Consider the following 18,450-nt stretch of genomic DNA (forward strand, 5'->3'; position numbering starts at 1 on the left):
GGGCTGAGCATAAAGGTCATATTAAATGACTTTTCTACTCAACCCCTCTGCTATTTATATTAGGTTAAAAAATTTATTCATTTTATATAATAAGCTTTGCCTTGATATTCCTAGTTTCCTTGCGGCCACAGATTGTTGGCCTAACGCATCATCTAATGCTTTTAAGATAAGTTTCTTTTCAATATCTTCCATTTGTTCAGGTAACGATTTTCCACTTTCTTGAAGGTTTGTTTCAACGCTTGGTTCGTAATTCACTTCTCTAATTTCTCTATGAAAATCATCGATTGATAATTGCTGATCTTGAGCTAAAACAACTGCACGCTCGATTGCATTTTCCAACTCCCGAACATTCCCTGGCCACTGATAGTTTATTAAAATTCTCATCAATTCCCCAGAGATTTGATAGTCACGTTCATATTTTTTTCGATGTTTGTCCAAGAATTTATTAACAAGTAAAGGAATATCGTCTTTCCTTTCTCTCAAAGGTGGTATGTAAATATCAACAATATTTAGCCGATAAAATAAATCCTCTCGAAACTTTCCTTCTTCCACCATTTTTTTTAAGTTCCGATTGGTCGCAGTAATAATCCTGACTTCTACTTGCTTAATGGAATCACTTCCAACAGGGATAAACGTTTTATTTTGAGTCACCTGTAACAGTTTAGCTTGGAACGCTGGTGTAATTTCCCCAATTTCATCAAGAAAAATAGTCCCCCCATTAGCCGCAACAAATTTCCCTTTCCTTGCTGAGACGGCCCCAGTAAACGATCCCTTTTCATGTCCAAATAGTTCACTCTCTAATAATTGTTCGGGGATGGAAGCGCAGTTAACGGGGATAAACGGGGCATGACTCCGATCACTTAATTTATGCATCGCTTCAGCAATCATACTTTTTCCTGTTCCACTTTCACCTTCCAACAACACATTTGCATTGGTATTGGACACTCGTTCAATAAGAAGAAGAATTTGTTTCATTACTTTACTTGTTCCTAATAATTCCCCATTCGTTTCAGATCTCTTTAATTTTTCCTTTAATATATGATTTTCTTGTTTTACTTTTAACCACTCTATTGCTTTCTCAATAACAACAATAATTTCATGGAGTTTCACTGGCTTAACAATGTAGTCAAATGCACCTGTCTTCATTGCTATAACAGCATTTTCAATATTCCCATAAGCAGTCATCATAATAAATATCTTAGTTGGATATACAGAAACAAATTCCTGCAATAAATCTAATCCGGAACAATCAGGAAGTTTTAAGTCTAGGAAAACAATAGATATATCATCTTGTTCATATATTTTTCGTCGGGCTTCCTGACCATTAGCCGCTGTATATATCGTATAATTCTTTTTCGTTAGTGAAGATTGGAAAATTTTTAATAGCTTGGATTCGTCATCAACAATTAATATGCTATTCATCAAGGACCCTCCCTTTCAGCTTCGGCAAACGAACACATATGGTCGTTCCCTCGTCAATCGAACTTGTAGCTTCTATTGTCCCATTATGATGAGAGATGATTTCATAGGCAATGGACAACCCTAAACCTGTTCCTTCTTTTTTAGTCGTGTAAAAAGGATTGAAAATCCAGTTGATATCTGACTCTGGAATCCCTTTACCAGTATCCCTAATCTCTATCATCCAATCTTCATTAGTCTCTTTTACTGTTATTGTTAAAACACCACCATCTTCCATGGCTTGAATACTATTGATAATGATATTTAAAAATACTTGATTTAATTGGTTTTCAATTGCTAGGACATCTATAACTTGATAAGCATAGTTTTGCTGAACCGAGATTTGTTGATCATCTAGTTTTTTCCTTAATAATGAAAGTAACTCATTAATTAGCACATTCAAATTAACATTTGTTTTATTATTTTCATTTTCACCCTTGGACATTTTAAGGAAATCAGTGAGTAAGTTATTCATACGATCCGACGTTTCGATAATGTCATTCGTCATTTCCTGAATAAGGTGAGTATCCAATTTATCTTCTTTTAATTCAAGTTCAATGGCATCTGATGCAGCAATAATGATACTCAACGGATTTTTTATTTCATGAGCAATTCCCGCTGTTAACTGACCAAGTGATGCCATCCTCTCTGACTGTTTTAAATACCCCTCTAATTTTTTAACTTCACTAACATCTCTTAAAATAAGAATAGCACCAATATTATGCTTCTTATCATCATAAAATAAAGCTGAATAAATGCGAACGACATGTTTTATTCCATCTTTATCGAAAATATCATTTTCTACCTCGTTAAACTTCTTACCTTCTTGTAACGTTTGCCATGATAGAAATTCTTTTTTTGACTTTTTAATTGGAAGATCAGTAATCTTTTTACCAATCACTTCGTTATGATTAAAGAGAGTTAGTTGTTCTGCACCTTTATTAAACGTTTCTATATTCCCCTTTTTATCAGTTGTTATCACTGCATAAGGAATTGATTCTAATATATTGAACAGTCTCTTTTCTTTATTGGATAATTCTGTAGCCATTTCATCCATGATCACAGATAAGTCTTCTAATTCGTCTCCAGTATTTACTTTTTGAAAACTAGAGCGCTTTCCTTCTTTATACTCTCTAGTTTGTTTTGTTAGAAATCTTATTGGTTTTACAATCCTCGATGTAGCAAAGATGGTAAAAACAAGCGTTAAAATTAAAACTGTTAAAAACCCTTTCAATAATAATCCTTGTACATCTGCCGTTGAGGCCAGTGCTTGTTCCAAAGGTTCTCCTACAATCACTCCATAACTCCCTAATTGCATTGGCTGATATGCAAACACCATATATTCGTTAAATAATAACCCTTCCCAAATTCCTGATTTACTATTATTTAAATAATTTCCAATCGGATTATCAGCAAGACTCGTGCCTATATACGATGCATCGCTATGACTAATCAAAACACCATTTCGATCTATAAGTGCGTTTACTCCTCTGTCGCCAATTTTCACTTGATTTAAATGCTGAGACAATACAGCTAAATTAACATATGCAATAACTCCACCTTGAACATTCTTTTTACTATCGATAATAGGATAAGTAACAGCAATAACTTTTTTTCCATTATCAAGAGTAAATATATTCGATAAATAAAATGTTTCACTCCAAGAGACTCTGTCAATAAATTCAATTATTTTCTCGGAACCTGATACATGAACATTTGGAATCGTAAATAATGTATTTCCTTGATTATCAACAATTTGACTATGCAGGATTAAAGGGTTCCGTGAAATGATTTTTTCTACTTCTTCTAAATCAACATATTCTTTATTCTGTATCTTCAACGTATATTCTGAAATTAATCTTAAATCATTGATCATGTTAGAAAAAATATAGTTGGTATTCTTTCCTACTGTCTTCGCCATCGTTTGATTACGATAATCCATTTCTTCTCGCACAGAATTATTCATTACCTGAATCGTTATAAAATATAGTAAGGCTAACGCACAAAAGGTGACGAACAATGAGATAATCAAATATCTTTTAGTTATCTTTGAACGAAAAAATTGATTCATTTTCTTCACTCCAATATGGTCAGAGAGTTATATTAGCATTCATTAACTAATGCAAAATTATTAAGAAAAAGGAAACCCTACATTGCTCCAGGATTTCCTAATATCTTTACTCATTATACACTTTTAACCGAGTAAATTTTATATCACAAGAGGTTTGTACTCTTTGGTTTGACGCAGTGTGATCAATTTTTCTTGGTTAAACCACCAATCTAAATGTAACGTTTCATAATTGACAATAATAATTTCTTCTATATTTGACGAAGCCATCACAGGTTGATCTAATCCATATAATGGATCAATAGTATAGAGTCCACTTCTTCCCCCTACTAATTGATTTGTGTTAATGGAATTAGCTACAATCATATACGCTTGAGAGCTAAGTGCAATGGAGTCCCATGTTGAAAGAGCTCCTTCTGGATATGAATTTAATGAAATGTTTTTATTCATTTCTAAAGATCTTCCAAACTCTCCTGACCAGTTTGACGGGATAATAATTGTATCAGCACGTTTAATTGCTAAAATACGAGAAGCCTCAGGAAAAGCAGCATCATAACCAATTAATAACCCAACCCTGCCTAATTTCTCCGTTTCAAATACTTCGATTTTACTACCAGCAGTGGCCCATCTTTTTTCATCTTTGGTTAAATGCATCTTACGATAAAGTCCTAAGACATCGCCATAATCGTTAATAAGGATTGAGGAGTTATATAAATGTCCCGACTCTTTTTCCAAGAAACCTAGTACAAGGTACACTTGCTCATCTTTTGCTAATTGTTGATATTGCTTCATAAAGTCACTATTTACTTGTTCTGCTAAATCCCTTATTTCTTCAATTGAAAACGTTTCCAAAGATCCAGTTGTCACTAGCTCTGGTAATACTGCTAAAAGAAGTTTCTTTTCCTTTACCTTCGATTGAATAATTGCTTCATGAACCAATTGTTTATGTTTGCTGAAATTTTCTTCCTTACTCATATTAATCGATTCGCACTGTAGAATGGCAGCTGTGATTTTATGCTGTTCCTTACTTTTGGTAAAGTCCCACGGCGCAATATATTGCATTAACTCTTTATAACAATCTGGTTTTCTCTCCTGCAGTCTTGCCTTTCCAGCATTTTGATATAGGGCTTTGTCAATGATGCTATAAATAATGGTTGGTTCATCTATCGGCTGTTCTAATGGGGTTACGTAAGGTGACTCTTCTAATTTTTCTCCAAGAGGCGACCAGATAGCGCTAGCTCCAATCATATGAAATCCTTTTTCACAATTTGAACGATTTGCGCTTAACACATAAAGTCCATTTGTCTCAGCTCTTGCTTGAAGGAGAAAGACAGATTGGGCACTTGAGTTTGTTGGAAATGCAAGAATATTAGCTCCTTGAACAGCTGCTAATCTTGATGATTCAAAAAAAATTGAGTCCATACATATATTAATGGCAATATTCCCAATCTCTGTTTCAAAAACAGGAACTCCTAAGTCTCCTAAAGCTGACCAATGAGCTTCACTCTCCCATAAGTGAACCTTTCGATATTTGCCAATATAACCATGTGGACCAATTAGAGCTGCTGAATTATAATATAAATCGGTTTCCTTATCGATCTCCGGCATACCTACTACAATATAAGTATGAAAATTCTTTGCAATTTCTTCAAACCGAGCCGTTGTTCTCCCGGGTATAGTATCAACAAACTGCGAAATAGCCTCACGATCTTTATAGTAATATCCTGTTGTAGCCATTTCCGGTGTAATAATAAGCTTTGCCCCGTTTTGAGCAGCTTCAATTACAACGTTAAGTAATGCCTCTATATTTTTCTCTCGCTCATTTAAGATTGGATTAAATTGAATACAGGAAGCTTTAAATGTATTATTTATCTCGTTCACAACAAACCCCCTCTCTAATAATTTAATTGAGTCTACTTCATTTATCCTTACTGACTCTTACAGACCTAATAACTGTTTTGGATTATCTACAATCATTTTTGTAATCTCTTTATCAGACAAACCTCCACGAAGCATGTCATCAATGAATTGACTTAGTGCTTCAATAGGCGGAATATTGTGGCTCTGCCCATAGTCTGTTACCATGACACATGAATTTGCGTCTAAAGCTTTAATGGATTGTGCCATTTCTTCTTTTTTTATATCATTAAAGTCATCACTACAGGCTAAATAACATTTTTCAAGAATACACCCTTTTTTTATTAATTCAAATTCTAACTTATGAGGAATACGTGCAATACCTAGATCTGTATGTTGAATCAATATTTTTTCGACCTTATGTTCAATGGCCGCATCAACTAATACGGAGACTTCTGCTGGTGCTAAATGCCCTGTTGCAAGAACTATATCCGCTTCAGCAATTAACTCTAATATTTCATGGACTTCTGATAAAATCCTTTTGTTATCATCCCAAATTTCTAATCCATAACTATGAGAAAGCTTTTTCTCACTATTAAAAAAATTTGTTTTCTTTTTCCCAAAGTAGCGTTGATGCTCTTCTGATGAAAAGGTTGGCATCCAAATTACTTTTGCGCCTAAACGAATAGCGGTATCTACGGTCGCAGGAGAAAGACCTCCTGTAAAATGATTACAGACTAAACCACCATATACATGAAGATCTGGTTCTTTTCCACGAATTAATGTGGCTCTATCCACAGTTTGAGCTTCATGAGCCTTTAATACTACACCTGCCATTTGTGCTTTTTTCACATCTTCTATTAACTCCCAATCTGTTTGTTTTCTTGGAAATAAGCTCGGTGCACTATGAACATGTAACTCTATTGCTCCCTTTAGTAACGGATGAAATGTAGTTGTCATAAATATTACTCCCCTTTATTTATTAATCATTTTATATTTTACTTTGCAAGAATTGTGCCACTTTTTAAAAATCAATAAAACACTGCAGGACTCGATAATAGCCAATCGTACTTTTGAAACATCCAAATTCAATGTTGTCTATTTGTAAAAAAATTTTACTCATTTTTTTAACTTCTTTACAAATTCACATGCTAAAAAGTAATTTATTTTTACGTCTATTGATAAGGATGGAGTAAAAGTTGATGAGTAATATATTTCGCAATTTATAGCAGTACTTCTTCTCGAGATTAATTTATAGATTTTCCGTATATTTGACGATTGTTGAATGTTATATTTTCACCGTAAGAAAACACCTCCTGAGTAGCCGCTAAATCTACAGTCGGCACTAGGGGTGTTATCTTATGTTTATCTTTTTTATACACTTCATACTTTTATCTCTTTTCTGTTACTTGAAGAGGGGATTTTTAGTTCTTCCCGATACTTACTAATCGTACGTCTAGAAATGGTAATTCCTTTTTCATCATTAAAATAACTAGCAATTTTTTGATCTGACAACGGTTTGAATTTATTTTCTTTCGCAATATAAGTTTCTAATAGTCTTTTTACCTTCGTTTGAGATACGGAATTTCCGTCTACGGTTTCTAACTTTGACGTAAAGAACATCTTAAGGTCAAAAGTTCCTTTTGGTGTTTGAATAACTTTATTCATAGTAGCCCTACTTACAGTAGACTCGTGCATGCCTATTTCTTCCGCAACTTCTTTTAAAGTTAATGGTTCAAGTGACATAAATCCGTCTTTAAAAAATCTTTCTTGTTTATTAATAATGACCTTCACTATTTTCATTATCGTTTGACGTCGCTGTTCTATACTGCTTAACAACCATTGATAACTAGTATATTTATCATTAATATACTTTGAAGTCTCATCCTTATTATTTAGTAAACTTGTATATTCATTATTAAAATTAATTTTAGGCAAATAACTATCATTTAAATAAAAAGATATCTCCGTTTCTTTAATTTCTACAATAATATCAGGATTCAAATATTCTATTGAGAAGTCTGAAATGCTAGAACATGGTCTAGGATTAAGAGTCAGAATAAAGTCGTTAATATCTTTTACCTGGGTCATAGTTATGTTCATGCGTGCAGCTATATCATTCCATTTTTTATTCGCTAAAAGTTCCAAATAATTCTGAACTAGACATTTAGCTAATTCTTCTTTTGGAAAATCAATTGTAATTTGCAATAGTAAACATTCCTTCAAATTCCTTGCGCCTATCCCAGTAGGACCAACTTGTTGAAGAAGCTCAATTCCTCTGTCAATTTCACTTTCTTCAAACTCTCCATAAGGAAATGGTTCAATTTGATTGAGATGTAAATAGCCACTATCGTCAAGATTATGAATGATATAGCTAATAATTTTTTGATCTTGAACATCCTTAAATAACAATTTTGCTTGTTCTAATAACATATTTCTCATACTCATATCATTACTTGATACTAAATCCACTGTCATTTTAGTGGGGCTAATTGACTTCAAGTTCCCATTAGATTTTTCTTCATTCAAAGAAGCATTCTTTTGTTCTACTAAATCAATTAAGGGGTTTTCCAACTCTTGTTCTCTTATAAATTGGTACAGTTCATAAGTAGTGTATTGTAATAATTCAATGGCTTGTCTTAACTCGAGTGTCATTATTAGATTAAGTTCTTGTCTTTGTTTGAGAACGAGTTCCATGGTTTCCCCTCCCATATTTGATTATTGTAACCGTTTACATGAATATTCATTTTATTATAATACAACTTCTCATAATTCTCTATGGAAAATAATGAATCTTCTGAATTGCGGAATTCAATAAACCGATATTTTCCTACTACACTTTGTTTACTAGTTTGTCCTTGGAGTAATTTTTACTACATCTAGATACGAAAAACCGGACAAATTCACACTCGGCACTATTAAGAAAGCACTAGATTATAAATTGTTTTTCCATACAATTCCAACTAAGTTCCGACTTTGGATGCCCGATGATATTCTTAACGTCTATAATAAAAGACGCTGATACTACTACTGCTTTCGAGTTAACCCACTATATAAAAAAATCCCCAGTACCACTTTGGGGACTGGGGGTTTTTACTATTATTCACTTGAGTACATTTGCCAATAAAATACCACCTATAAATACAAGGGTTAGACCAATTTTCATAAATAATGGAGGAGTATCCCTCCCTTTTTCATTAACCTTTTCCTCTTGATCATTGACAGTTTTACGATAATTGGGACTACAGCATCCCATTACTTTGAATCACTCCATTTAGAAATATCTTCTTCAAGAGGGATATTAGCAGCACGATTCTTCTTAGCTGCATTAAAGAATAAAACGATAATGAGTAGAGTAATGATGGTTGCACCAATATATGCCGCATTTAGTGATAAACCAAATCCAATTGGAGCATTGATGATGTATGTGGTTGTTGCCATTGTAATAAATATAGCTGGTATCATGGCAATCCAATAGTTTTTCTTAGCAATGAACAAGTACATAGCTCCGACCCACAAAGCAATAGCGGCTGTGGATTGGTTTGCCCAAGAGAAATATCTCCATAATAATGTGAAGTCAATTTTCGTAAGTGCAAAAGATAGCACGAATAGTGGAAGTGCTATCCACAAGCGACTCGTCATTTTCTTTTGTGCTAGGTTGAAATAATCTGCGATAATCATTCGAGCGCTTCGGAAAGCCGTATCTCCTGAAGTAATCGGTAAAATGATGACACCAATTATAGCTAATGTGCCCCCAATTGAACCAAGTAATAATATAGAAGCTTCACTTACAATTGCAGCTGGTCCGCCGTTCGCAAGCATATCGTTTAATCCGTCATAGCCGTTGAAAAGACTCATAGCAGCTGCCGCCCAGATCATAGCGATAACTCCTTCTGCAATCATCATTCCATAGAAAATTTTTCGGCCTTGTTTCTCGCTTTGAGTCGTACGAGAAATGATAGGAGTTTGCGTTGCATGGAATCCAGATAGAGCCCCACAAGAAATCGTCAAGAATAGGAGTGGGAAGATTGGAAGGTTATCAGGATGCATGTTCTTAAATGTTAATTCTGGAATTGGAGCACCAGTAAGTACCAGTTGAACCAAGACACCCACTGCACTAATTATCAGCAACGCGCCAAAAATCGGGTAAAATCGTCCGATAATTTTATCAATTGGTAGTAATGTTGCCAATATGTAGTACATGAATATTACAGCAACTATCGCACCCATCGCCATCCAGCCATCCATTAAGTTATAAATTAAAGTTGCTGGAGATGATACAAATACAGTTCCTACTAATAGAAGAAGTAAAATAGCGAATACGTTTACGACATGTTTCATTATTTTCCCTAAAAATTTCCCTGCTAGTTCAGGAAGATGTGCTCCACGATTACGGATTGAAATCATTCCAGTTAAATAATCATGTACCGCTCCTGCAAAAATTGCACCGAACACAATCCAAATAAATGCGACTGGTCCATAAAGTGCGCCCATGATAGGTCCAAAAATCGGCCCAACACCAGCAATATTTAACAATTGAATTAATGCGTTCTTTTTGGTAGACATTGGTACATAGTCCACATCATCTTTATTAACATAGGCAGGTGTTGTCCGATCCTCTTTTACACCAAACATCTTTTCAACAAATTTACCATACGTGAAGTAACCTACGATTAATAGAATTATACCTCCAAGAAATGTATACATAAAACTCCCCCTTATAAATACGTGAACACGCTTTCATTTATTTTAGGTGGTGAATGGGCTAAATAGGTGTTTTGAGGTGTAACATGTCATTACCAAGGTTAAGACGTATGTATGGATGATTGACAAGCGCTTATTATTTCAGAATATTAAAATAGTATGATTGATCGCATGATGAATTAACCACATAAGAATCATTTCTGTTTAATAAAAAAGAGTTAGGAAAACTCTCCTAACTCTTTTCGTATTTGTCTAGTAATGACTTCAAGGTAATTTTATATTTCAAGACGCCCTCTAAGTGTCTTTATATAATTACGGCTAACAGAGAGCATTTCCTCCCTTCCTTCTATTTCAAGTTGGTACGCACCGTTAAACCATGGAGTTAAACGCGTTACAAAAGTTAAATTTACGAGGAAACTCTTGTGGATTCGAAAAAAAGAGAAAGGGAGTAAACGACTTTCCAACTCCTTTAAGGGTGTTCGCACTTCAAACTCTTGTGAAGTTGTAATAATTTTCGATACTTTTTCATCCCGATATATATAAATGATTTCCTTAGGTTCTATATAAAAAATTTCTCCATCTACCTCAACTGCTAATTTCCCCAACGGTTTAGTAACCTCAATATCATTAGGGGGTGTAAGTAATTTTTCAATTCGCTGAATGGTCTGTTGCAATTGTTCTTGATCATACGGTTTCAATATATAATCAATTGCTTCATAGCGAAATGCTTCGACTGCAAATTGGGGATAGGCTGTTGAAAACACAACTAATGGACTTTTTTTAAACTCCATTAGTGCTCTTGCTACTTCCATACCGTTCATTTTGGGCATTTCTACATCTAGAAAAATAACATCGGGCTGATATTGCAGTGTTTTTACGATGGCATCTTCACCAGAATCAGCCTCCCCAACAATCTCTACTGATGGATACTCTCCTAATAAATGCTTGAGCTCATCGCGGCTATAATGTTCATCATCCACAACCAAAACACGAATCAGTTTTCCCATGTTCCTTCCTCCTTTACCCTAGAATAAATGATACTTTTGTGCCTTCATTTTGTTTGCTCTCAAAACGAAGAGCACTTTTCACACCAAACATAATGGTTAATCTTCTATTAACATTATAAAGTCCTATTCCTGTTCCATTATCTGAAACTGCTTGTTGCATACCTAAAAGCTTAATTCGTTCCGGGCTTATACCTTGCCCATTATCTTCGATACATACAATCGTAAGTGCATCCATTTTTTGTATGCTGATTTTAATCAAACAGTTGTTGCTTTTATTTTTAATTCCATGTTTGACTGCATTTTCAACAATCGGCTGCAGAGTAAGAGGAGGAATACTTTCCAATAACACATTGTCATCTATGTTGTATTCCACAACGAGCCGATCAACATAACGTACTTCTTCGATCTCTAGATAAGCTTTAACGTGCTTTAACTCTTGCTCAAGTGTAGTTAATGTCTCGGTTGTAACAGTAAGGTTTTGCCGTAAAAAGTGAGAGAGTGAAATGAGTAATTTTCTAGCCTTTACTGGTTCAATTCTTACGAGAGAGACAATTGTATTTAATGTATTAAATAGAAAATGTGGACTAATTTGTGCTTGCAGCGCTTTAATTTCAGCTTCCTTTGCGAGCTGATACGCCTTATCAGCTTCCGCAATTTCTAGTTGAGTACTTAGAAGCATACTAAGGCCAGAAATGAGTTCTAAGGTGACGTTCGTAACCTTTTTTTCTGAAGTAAAGTAAAATTTCAACGTTCCTATTGTTTCACCACGCTGTTTTAATGGAGCAATGACTGCGGTACCAAGTGGACAATTTTCATTTAAGCAACGAATCGAACGATTGTGCGAAACGATAAGCTCACCTTTTTGAATGGATTCCCATGTTAATTCACTCTGAATTGGTGCATACGCTCGATGATGGTCATCCCCAATTCCTATATGAGCCAATATGCTTACTTGGCTTGTCATCGCAACTGCGCTTGATTCTATTTCCTTATGTAAAATTCGACAAACAGCCTCAGCAGATTCGAAGTCCATTCCTTTCCTCAAATGAACAAGAGTCTGATCAGCAATTCTCAGTGTTTTCTGAGCTTGCATAGCACCTGCTTTTTCTTCCTCATTAAAAACACTTTTAATGATAAGTAGGAAAAGCGCACACCCCACTCCATTTGCAAGAATCATAGGGATCCCAATAACTTCTATGAGTGTGAGCGCTTTTTCGTATGGTTTAGCCACCAATAAAATAATTAACATCTGAATTGTCTCTGCAGCAGCTCCAATGAAAAAGGCATTGCTTATTTTGTTTCTACTGTCTTTACGATGAAATATACCAGAGAGAATACCAGCAATAATGGCTGCAAGTCCACAAGCAAGTGCTGTATATCCCCCTAGGGTAAAGCGATGTATGCCAGCAATAAGTCCAGCGCCAATTCCAACTTTATAGCCGCCAAGTAATCCCGCTATCACCACGCCAATAACGCGTGTGTTAGCAATCGCTTCATCATTGCTTAATCCCACCGCCCCTGTCCAACGGTCAAATTCCTGAGTATTTATGTCAAGAGAAACTCCTGTATACGTACCGATAATGCCAAAAAAGCCAAAAAATAAAATAGCAGAAAACTGCTGTTTACGTCCAAATTTATCTTGATAAATCATTTGCCTGAAAAATGGAAGCCGAGTTAACACGAAGGCGATCATCACAATAATTCCAATACGTTCAAGCATCGTTAAAAAAAGTTCAGTCATATCGGATGTCACCTCTCTCGGAAATAAAATAATTCTTGGAGTTTCATTTTTATTGTGTTCGCATTTTTCTTATTTTAGCATAAATGTAGCTGATGTTGAGTCAACTTTAATTACTAGCTTGTCCTTTTCGAGCAATTCACTCGATCCATATGTGGGGAATGTTTTATCAGTCACTATGTTTATTCCTGTTCACCCTATTTTTCCTAATAAAATTGAACAGAAAACTTGTCATTATGAACCAAAACGAATCTCATTAAACTCAGAGTACACTTCTTTCTCAACAATACCTGCCAGACACCAACTGGCAGGCCATTTAGCTCTTCATGTTTGTCCCATTTTAATTCCAGTCAAACGCAAAAAATTGATTGGAACTGTCGGACTAACCGATAGCCTTATCAGCGACTTGCGGTAAATGGAAATCATGATAGTGTTGTTGAATTTCACATGATAACCGAATAACCACCTTCCAATATTTCACTATTACAAAGTGAATCATGAATTTTACAACGTGGAGGTCAATTTTTACAACGTCAACATCCATAATTACAACGTGACAGCTATTAATTACAACTGAGCTATCACTCGACATTTGAGCCATTGCTTTTTGACGATGAAAGACAATTTACAGTGTGGCAAAACCCTTTATTCCACGTTTGTGGAATTGCCTATACTTTAAAACTTGCAGAAATCGGGTGAAAATGTATTTTGGACGATTATTTTTTATATAGTAAGTGTCCATTCTCTAGTAAACCAAAACCAAAATCAAAGCAACCTTTCGCAAGATTGCCTATAGGAAAAGAGACAAGAGCTAAGTTAAATAGTTACTTAGTCTTGTCTCTTTTCCTTAGTTAAATTATGATGCAGTGGGTTTGCCGTCTTGTCGATTGAATTTCGAAAAAAAAACGACTCAACAATTCGTTGAGCCGGCTTTATATATCCGTTATTTAGTAAACTTGTCCGGTATCGACATTAAGTCAATTCCCCATACGAGTGGTAAGAAGTAGAATACTGCCAAGCCTACAAAGAAAATGCCAAATACATTGAGTGCTAAACCAGCTCTTGCCATGTCTGCAATACGCAAGTAACCTGAACCGAATACGACCGCGTTCGGTGGCGTTGCTACTGGCAGCATAAATGCACATGAGGCTGCAACCGCAGCTGTTACTAATAATGCATACGGATGGATACTAAGTGCAACAGCAAGTGATGCCATAATCGGGAACATCATTGAAGCTGTAGCAGTATTAGATGTGATTTCAGTTAGGAATAACACAAGTGCTGCTACAACTAAAACCACTAACAATACATTTACGCCTTGTAAACCTGTTAATTGTCCACCGATCCAGTCTGATAGTCCTGAACTTGTAAAACCAGCTGCAATTGCGAGCCCACCTCCGAATAATAGCAAGATTCCCCAAGGTAATTTAACCGCAGTTGCCCAATCGAGCAAGTGATCTCCTTTTCTGTTTTTCGAAGGTATGATGAACAGGATAATTGCTGCAATTAAGCCGACCATCGCATCATTCAAATTTGGGACGAATTGTACTAGCAAGAACGACCGCGTAATCCACGCAAGTGCCGCCAATACAAACACGATGAAAATCACTTTTTCTTCATACGAAGCCTTGCCCAAATTCGTTTTCTCTTCTTGAATTACAGCGTTTCCACCTGGTAGCTGTTTCATTTTTTGTGGATATGCTACTTTTATTAAATAATACCAAGCAATAAAAATAAATATCCAAGCGAATGGAACTCCGAAAAGCATCCACTGAGCAAAGGTAATTTCAATGCCGTAAATTTCGTTGACCGCGCCCGCTAGCAGTGTATTCGGTGGTGTTCCGATCAATGTCGCTATGCCTCCAAGAGAAGCAGAGTATGCAATCCCGAGCATCAGTGCTTTACCAAATCCGAAATTTTCTTTGGAAGTATCGATCGAGTCATCATCTTTTAGTGCATCTTGTACTTGATAAATGATAGCCAAGCCAATTGGCACCATCATCATGGCTGTTGCAGTATTGGAAATCCACATCGATAAAAAGCCAGTAGCAATCATGAAGCCAAGAATAATTCTTTCTGTATTCGTTCCAATAAGTGAGATAATCGTCAACGCAATTCTTTTATGTAGATTCCACTTTTCCATTGTTAAGGCAATCATAAACCCACCCATGAACAAGAAAATCGTATCATTTCCGTAAGCCGAAGTTGTCGCCCCTACATCTAGTCCATTTGAAATCGGAAATAATATAATCGGCAATAATGAAGTGACCGGAATAGGAATCGCTTCAGTAATCCACCAAGTCGCAATCCACAGCGTACTCGCTAGAATGGCTTTTGCCTCTGGTGGTAAACCATCTGGATTAAAGAACAGCAAAGTTAATACAAACAATAACGGTCCTAAAAATAACCCGATCAATTGCGGTGTGTTGTAACTCCGTTTCTTATTACGTTCATCATATGAGCCTGCGTCTTCTGCACGATCTCTATCTCTAGATATTGCAGAACCAGGCTTTGCAAAAAACTTGATGGTGTCTTTCGCCTGGTCATGCTTGTCCCAAAGCCAATTCCAAGTTGATGTAATCAAAATTTTCGCCTCCATTTAATATTGTATAAAAATTCATATTCCTGTAATTATAACCGTCTTCACTCTATGAAACAAGGAAATTTCTTGAAAATAGTAAAGTGTAGAATTTTATTATTCTTATACATCTTCTCCACTTATGACTCAAAATAGAGTTGCTGTGGCCACCTATGAAACTGATTTTTATCATAAAAAACTACCACAACATTAAATGTCATGGTAGTTTATGAATATGTTTTTTCATGTATTATAGTTTCATTTCAATTTCACTATTGCCACAGTGCATCTAGACACACAAATCAACTTTTCTTCTTCATCGACAATTTTAATTTCCCACACCATAGTTGTACGTCCTTTATGTAGTGGTGTTCCTATAGCCGTGACGATTCCATCCTTTTTGCCACGGATATGATTTGCATTAATTTCTAGCCCAACGGCTGTTTCTTTTGCTTGATCAATTAAATACAAACTTCCAACACTCGCAACTGATTCCGCTAAGACAACCGATGCTCCTCCATGAAGCTGGCCAAAAATCTGATGCGTTGACGCGTTAACCGGCATCGTGGCAGTGACACGATTCTCAGACACTTCCCCAAATTCAATGCCTAATAAGCCTATAATTGTTTCTTCTAGTGGTTTCATTTCCATTACTAACTTCCTCTCTTTATTAATAATTATTAAACACAAGATCCTACTAGCACATTTCACCTATAGTCGAGCGTTTAGTGGTTGGCGCTTTCTACTCTTTGTTCCCTTAACAGGAATTTTTGAATTTTACCACTTGCATTACGAGGAAGTTCCTCTACAAATTTATAACTTCTTGGACGTTTATAACCTGCTAATTTAGTGTTTCCTTTACAGAATTGTTCAAGTTCTTCTATAGTAAGTGTCGGATCTTTCGTGACAATAAACGCAAGCACGGATTCTCCCCATTTCTCGTCGGGAATCCCCAAAACGGCTACATCCTGAACCGATTCATGTTCGTGTAAAACATCTTCTACTTCTCTCGGGTAAATGTTTTCGCCACCGCTGATGATCATATCATCCACTCTATCCGCCACATACAAATAGCCATCTTCATCCATGAACCCTAGATCGCTAGAGTGGTACCACCCTTTATACAAGGCTTTTTCAGTTGCTTCCTTCAGATTAAAATACCCTGCCATCATGCAAGGTCCTTTGACAATGATTTCACCGACTTCTCCTGGTTTCAAAATATTGTCCGGCTCAGAAGGACCGTTTTCATTAGGCATAACAATTCGAATTTCGTGATTATATGCTGGTTTTCCCGCAGAGCCGACTTTTGTCAGCTGTTCATCTTCAGCAAGGAATGTAATAGCTGGTCCCATTTCTGTTTGACCGTATGCTTGAATTAAATTAATTCCTAAAATATCTTTTACTTTCTTTACCAGGACAGGAGCCATTGGTGCAGCTCCGTATAAGCCGCGCTGCAACGTTCCAACTTTGGACGCTGCCCCCTCAAGCTCCGCCATCATACTCCACATGGTCGGAACCGCGAACATGACGGTAACTTGTTCCTTTTCAATCGTTTCCAATGCAGTTTGCGGATTGAATTGATGCATAATGATATTCGTTGCCCCAGCATGAACACGAGGAATGACACAACAATGCAATTCAGCACAATGAAACATAGGTGCCGTGACAAGCCCTATATCATTTTTAGTGTAATTTAATAAAGCAATACAGATTAGACTTTGTTCGGTCATATCTCTATGGCGATGAATAACTCCCTTAGGTCGTCCTGTCGTCCCACTCGTATACATAATGGCATAGGTATCCATTTCATCTACTTCAACAGTAGGGTGCGTCGCCTGTGCTTTTTCTACTTCTTCATGGTAGCTTTTAGCGTAATTCGGCTTATCATCATTAATAAACCAAAATTGTATAGTGGGAAATTCCGATTGAATCGAAGTTACCTGATCTCTTAATTGTTCTTCAAACAGGACAATTTTTGGACTTGCATCCTTTAAAATATAAGCCAGTTCTTCTGATTTTAGGCGGAAATTAATTGGATTGAAAATGGCTCCGATTTTTGCACATGCAAATAATGTCGTGGATAATTCACTTGTATTAAAGAGGAACGTCGAAACCCTGTCACCTTTTCCGACACCTGAATCAATCAGCGCATTGGCCAATCGATTTACCTCAGTTCCCCACTCTCCATACGTCCAGCTTTGACCTCTTTTCAAGTCAACGATTGCTTCTCTGTTTGGAAATTTACTTACTGTCTGATCGAATATACTGCCTAAAGTCGCATACATTTTCTCAACCCCTCCATATTAATGAATGGTTATTCACTTTTGTTTCTCTTTTAATAATGTCAGATTAGAAGAAATATTGCAACAATTTACCAGAGTATTTAGATACCTTAACGAGAGCATTAAGTTACAACATTCGTTTCCATAATTTCACTAGCGTGGTTTTTCCAACTGACCAATCGCTCACCCTGAATATCGAATAATAAAAACAGCAATATCATCTTAGCTCCTGAAAAAGTAATGCTTTTTTCTTCATTTACTGAAGGCCTTTCACAACCACTAAAGCTTTTGGAAAACAGAATTCTGTGACGTTTTGACTTATGGAAAATAGATACAGTGAATGAATTTCACATCATCATGTCTAATTAATTTACATAATTTAACTATTACAACTTGAACCGTCATTTTTACAACGTGGATGTCTATTTTTATAACGTCACCTTCCATAATTACAACGTAACACCCAATAATTACAACTGAGCATAACGCTCGACACTAACGCTTTAGATTTTTGACTATGCCGATGGGGAAACCCTTTCTTTGCGGATTAAGCAATGAGCTGCCGAATTGTAGTAAGCACCCATTCTCTATTAATCTATCTCGATAAAGTGTAAAAGTAACATGGTCACCTCCCTCTGCACTTTCATTTCCTTCGTAATAATGCAATCAAAATAAAAAAACTGTACTTCGAATCACTGACACTTTGTTAAAGAGTCTGATTCGAGGTACAGTTCATATCCAAAATTTATATTCTTTTA

At 35.9% G+C, this 18,450-nt stretch carries 11 protein-coding genes; all 11 read right to left on the reverse strand.

Annotated elements, in window-relative coordinates; translation table 11 throughout:
• Window positions 1-54: 54 nt before the first annotated feature.
• Window positions 55-1,422: a sigma-54-dependent transcriptional regulator gene (locus E2636_RS12125; protein ID WP_134210420.1), complete on the reverse strand. Its 1,368-nt coding sequence runs from the start codon at window positions 1,420-1,422 to the stop codon at window positions 55-57.
• A complete protein-coding gene (locus E2636_RS12130) occupies window positions 1,415-3,529 on the reverse strand; it encodes a sensor histidine kinase (protein ID WP_134210421.1) in 2,115 nt (704 codons plus the stop codon). Before E2636_RS12130 ends, E2636_RS12125 begins: the two co-directional genes overlap by 8 nt.
• Before the next feature lie 138 nt (window positions 3,530-3,667).
• A complete protein-coding gene (locus E2636_RS12135) occupies window positions 3,668-5,407 on the reverse strand; it encodes a nitrilase-related carbon-nitrogen hydrolase (protein ID WP_134210422.1) in 1,740 nt (579 codons plus the stop codon).
• 57 nt (window positions 5,408-5,464) lie between these two features.
• Window positions 5,465-6,343: a DUF6282 family protein gene (locus E2636_RS12140; protein WP_134210423.1), complete on the reverse strand. Its 879-nt coding sequence runs from the start codon at window positions 6,341-6,343 to the stop codon at window positions 5,465-5,467.
• 423 nt (window positions 6,344-6,766) lie between these two features.
• Entirely contained in the window at window positions 6,767-8,080 is a 1,314-nt protein-coding gene (gene rpoN / locus E2636_RS12145; protein ID WP_134210424.1) for an RNA polymerase factor sigma-54, read from the reverse strand.
• A gap of 558 nt (window positions 8,081-8,638) precedes the next feature.
• The gene (locus E2636_RS12150; RefSeq protein WP_134210425.1) at window positions 8,639-10,090 is read right to left on the reverse strand and encodes a carbon starvation CstA family protein; all 1,452 of its coding nucleotides are present in this window, start codon (window positions 10,088-10,090) and stop codon (window positions 8,639-8,641) included.
• A gap of 272 nt (window positions 10,091-10,362) precedes the next feature.
• Complete coding sequence (locus E2636_RS12155) at window positions 10,363-11,094, reverse strand: LytR/AlgR family response regulator transcription factor (RefSeq protein WP_134210426.1); 732 nt, start codon at window positions 11,092-11,094, stop codon at window positions 10,363-10,365.
• A gap of 13 nt (window positions 11,095-11,107) precedes the next feature.
• A complete protein-coding gene (locus E2636_RS12160) occupies window positions 11,108-12,835 on the reverse strand; it encodes a sensor histidine kinase (RefSeq protein ID WP_134210427.1) in 1,728 nt (575 codons plus the stop codon).
• A 940-nt stretch (window positions 12,836-13,775) separates the two neighbouring features.
• Window positions 13,776-15,416 carry an SLC13 family permease gene (locus E2636_RS12165; protein WP_134210428.1) on the reverse strand — a complete coding sequence of 547 codons (1,641 nt, stop codon included), beginning with the start codon at window positions 15,414-15,416 and terminating at the stop codon, window positions 13,776-13,778.
• 252 nt (window positions 15,417-15,668) lie between these two features.
• Window positions 15,669-16,061 carry a hotdog fold thioesterase gene (locus E2636_RS12170; protein WP_134210429.1) on the reverse strand — a complete coding sequence of 131 codons (393 nt, stop codon included), beginning with the start codon at window positions 16,059-16,061 and terminating at the stop codon, window positions 15,669-15,671.
• A gap of 74 nt (window positions 16,062-16,135) precedes the next feature.
• Entirely contained in the window at window positions 16,136-17,695 is a 1,560-nt protein-coding gene (locus E2636_RS12175) for a fatty acid--CoA ligase (protein WP_134210430.1), read from the reverse strand.
• Between the last annotated feature and the right edge of the window lie 755 nt (window positions 17,696-18,450).

Origin of the sequence: Paenisporosarcina antarctica (genome assembly GCF_004367585.1) — a bacterium.
Classification (GTDB): Bacteria; Bacillota; Bacilli; order Bacillales_A; family Planococcaceae; genus Paenisporosarcina; species Paenisporosarcina antarctica.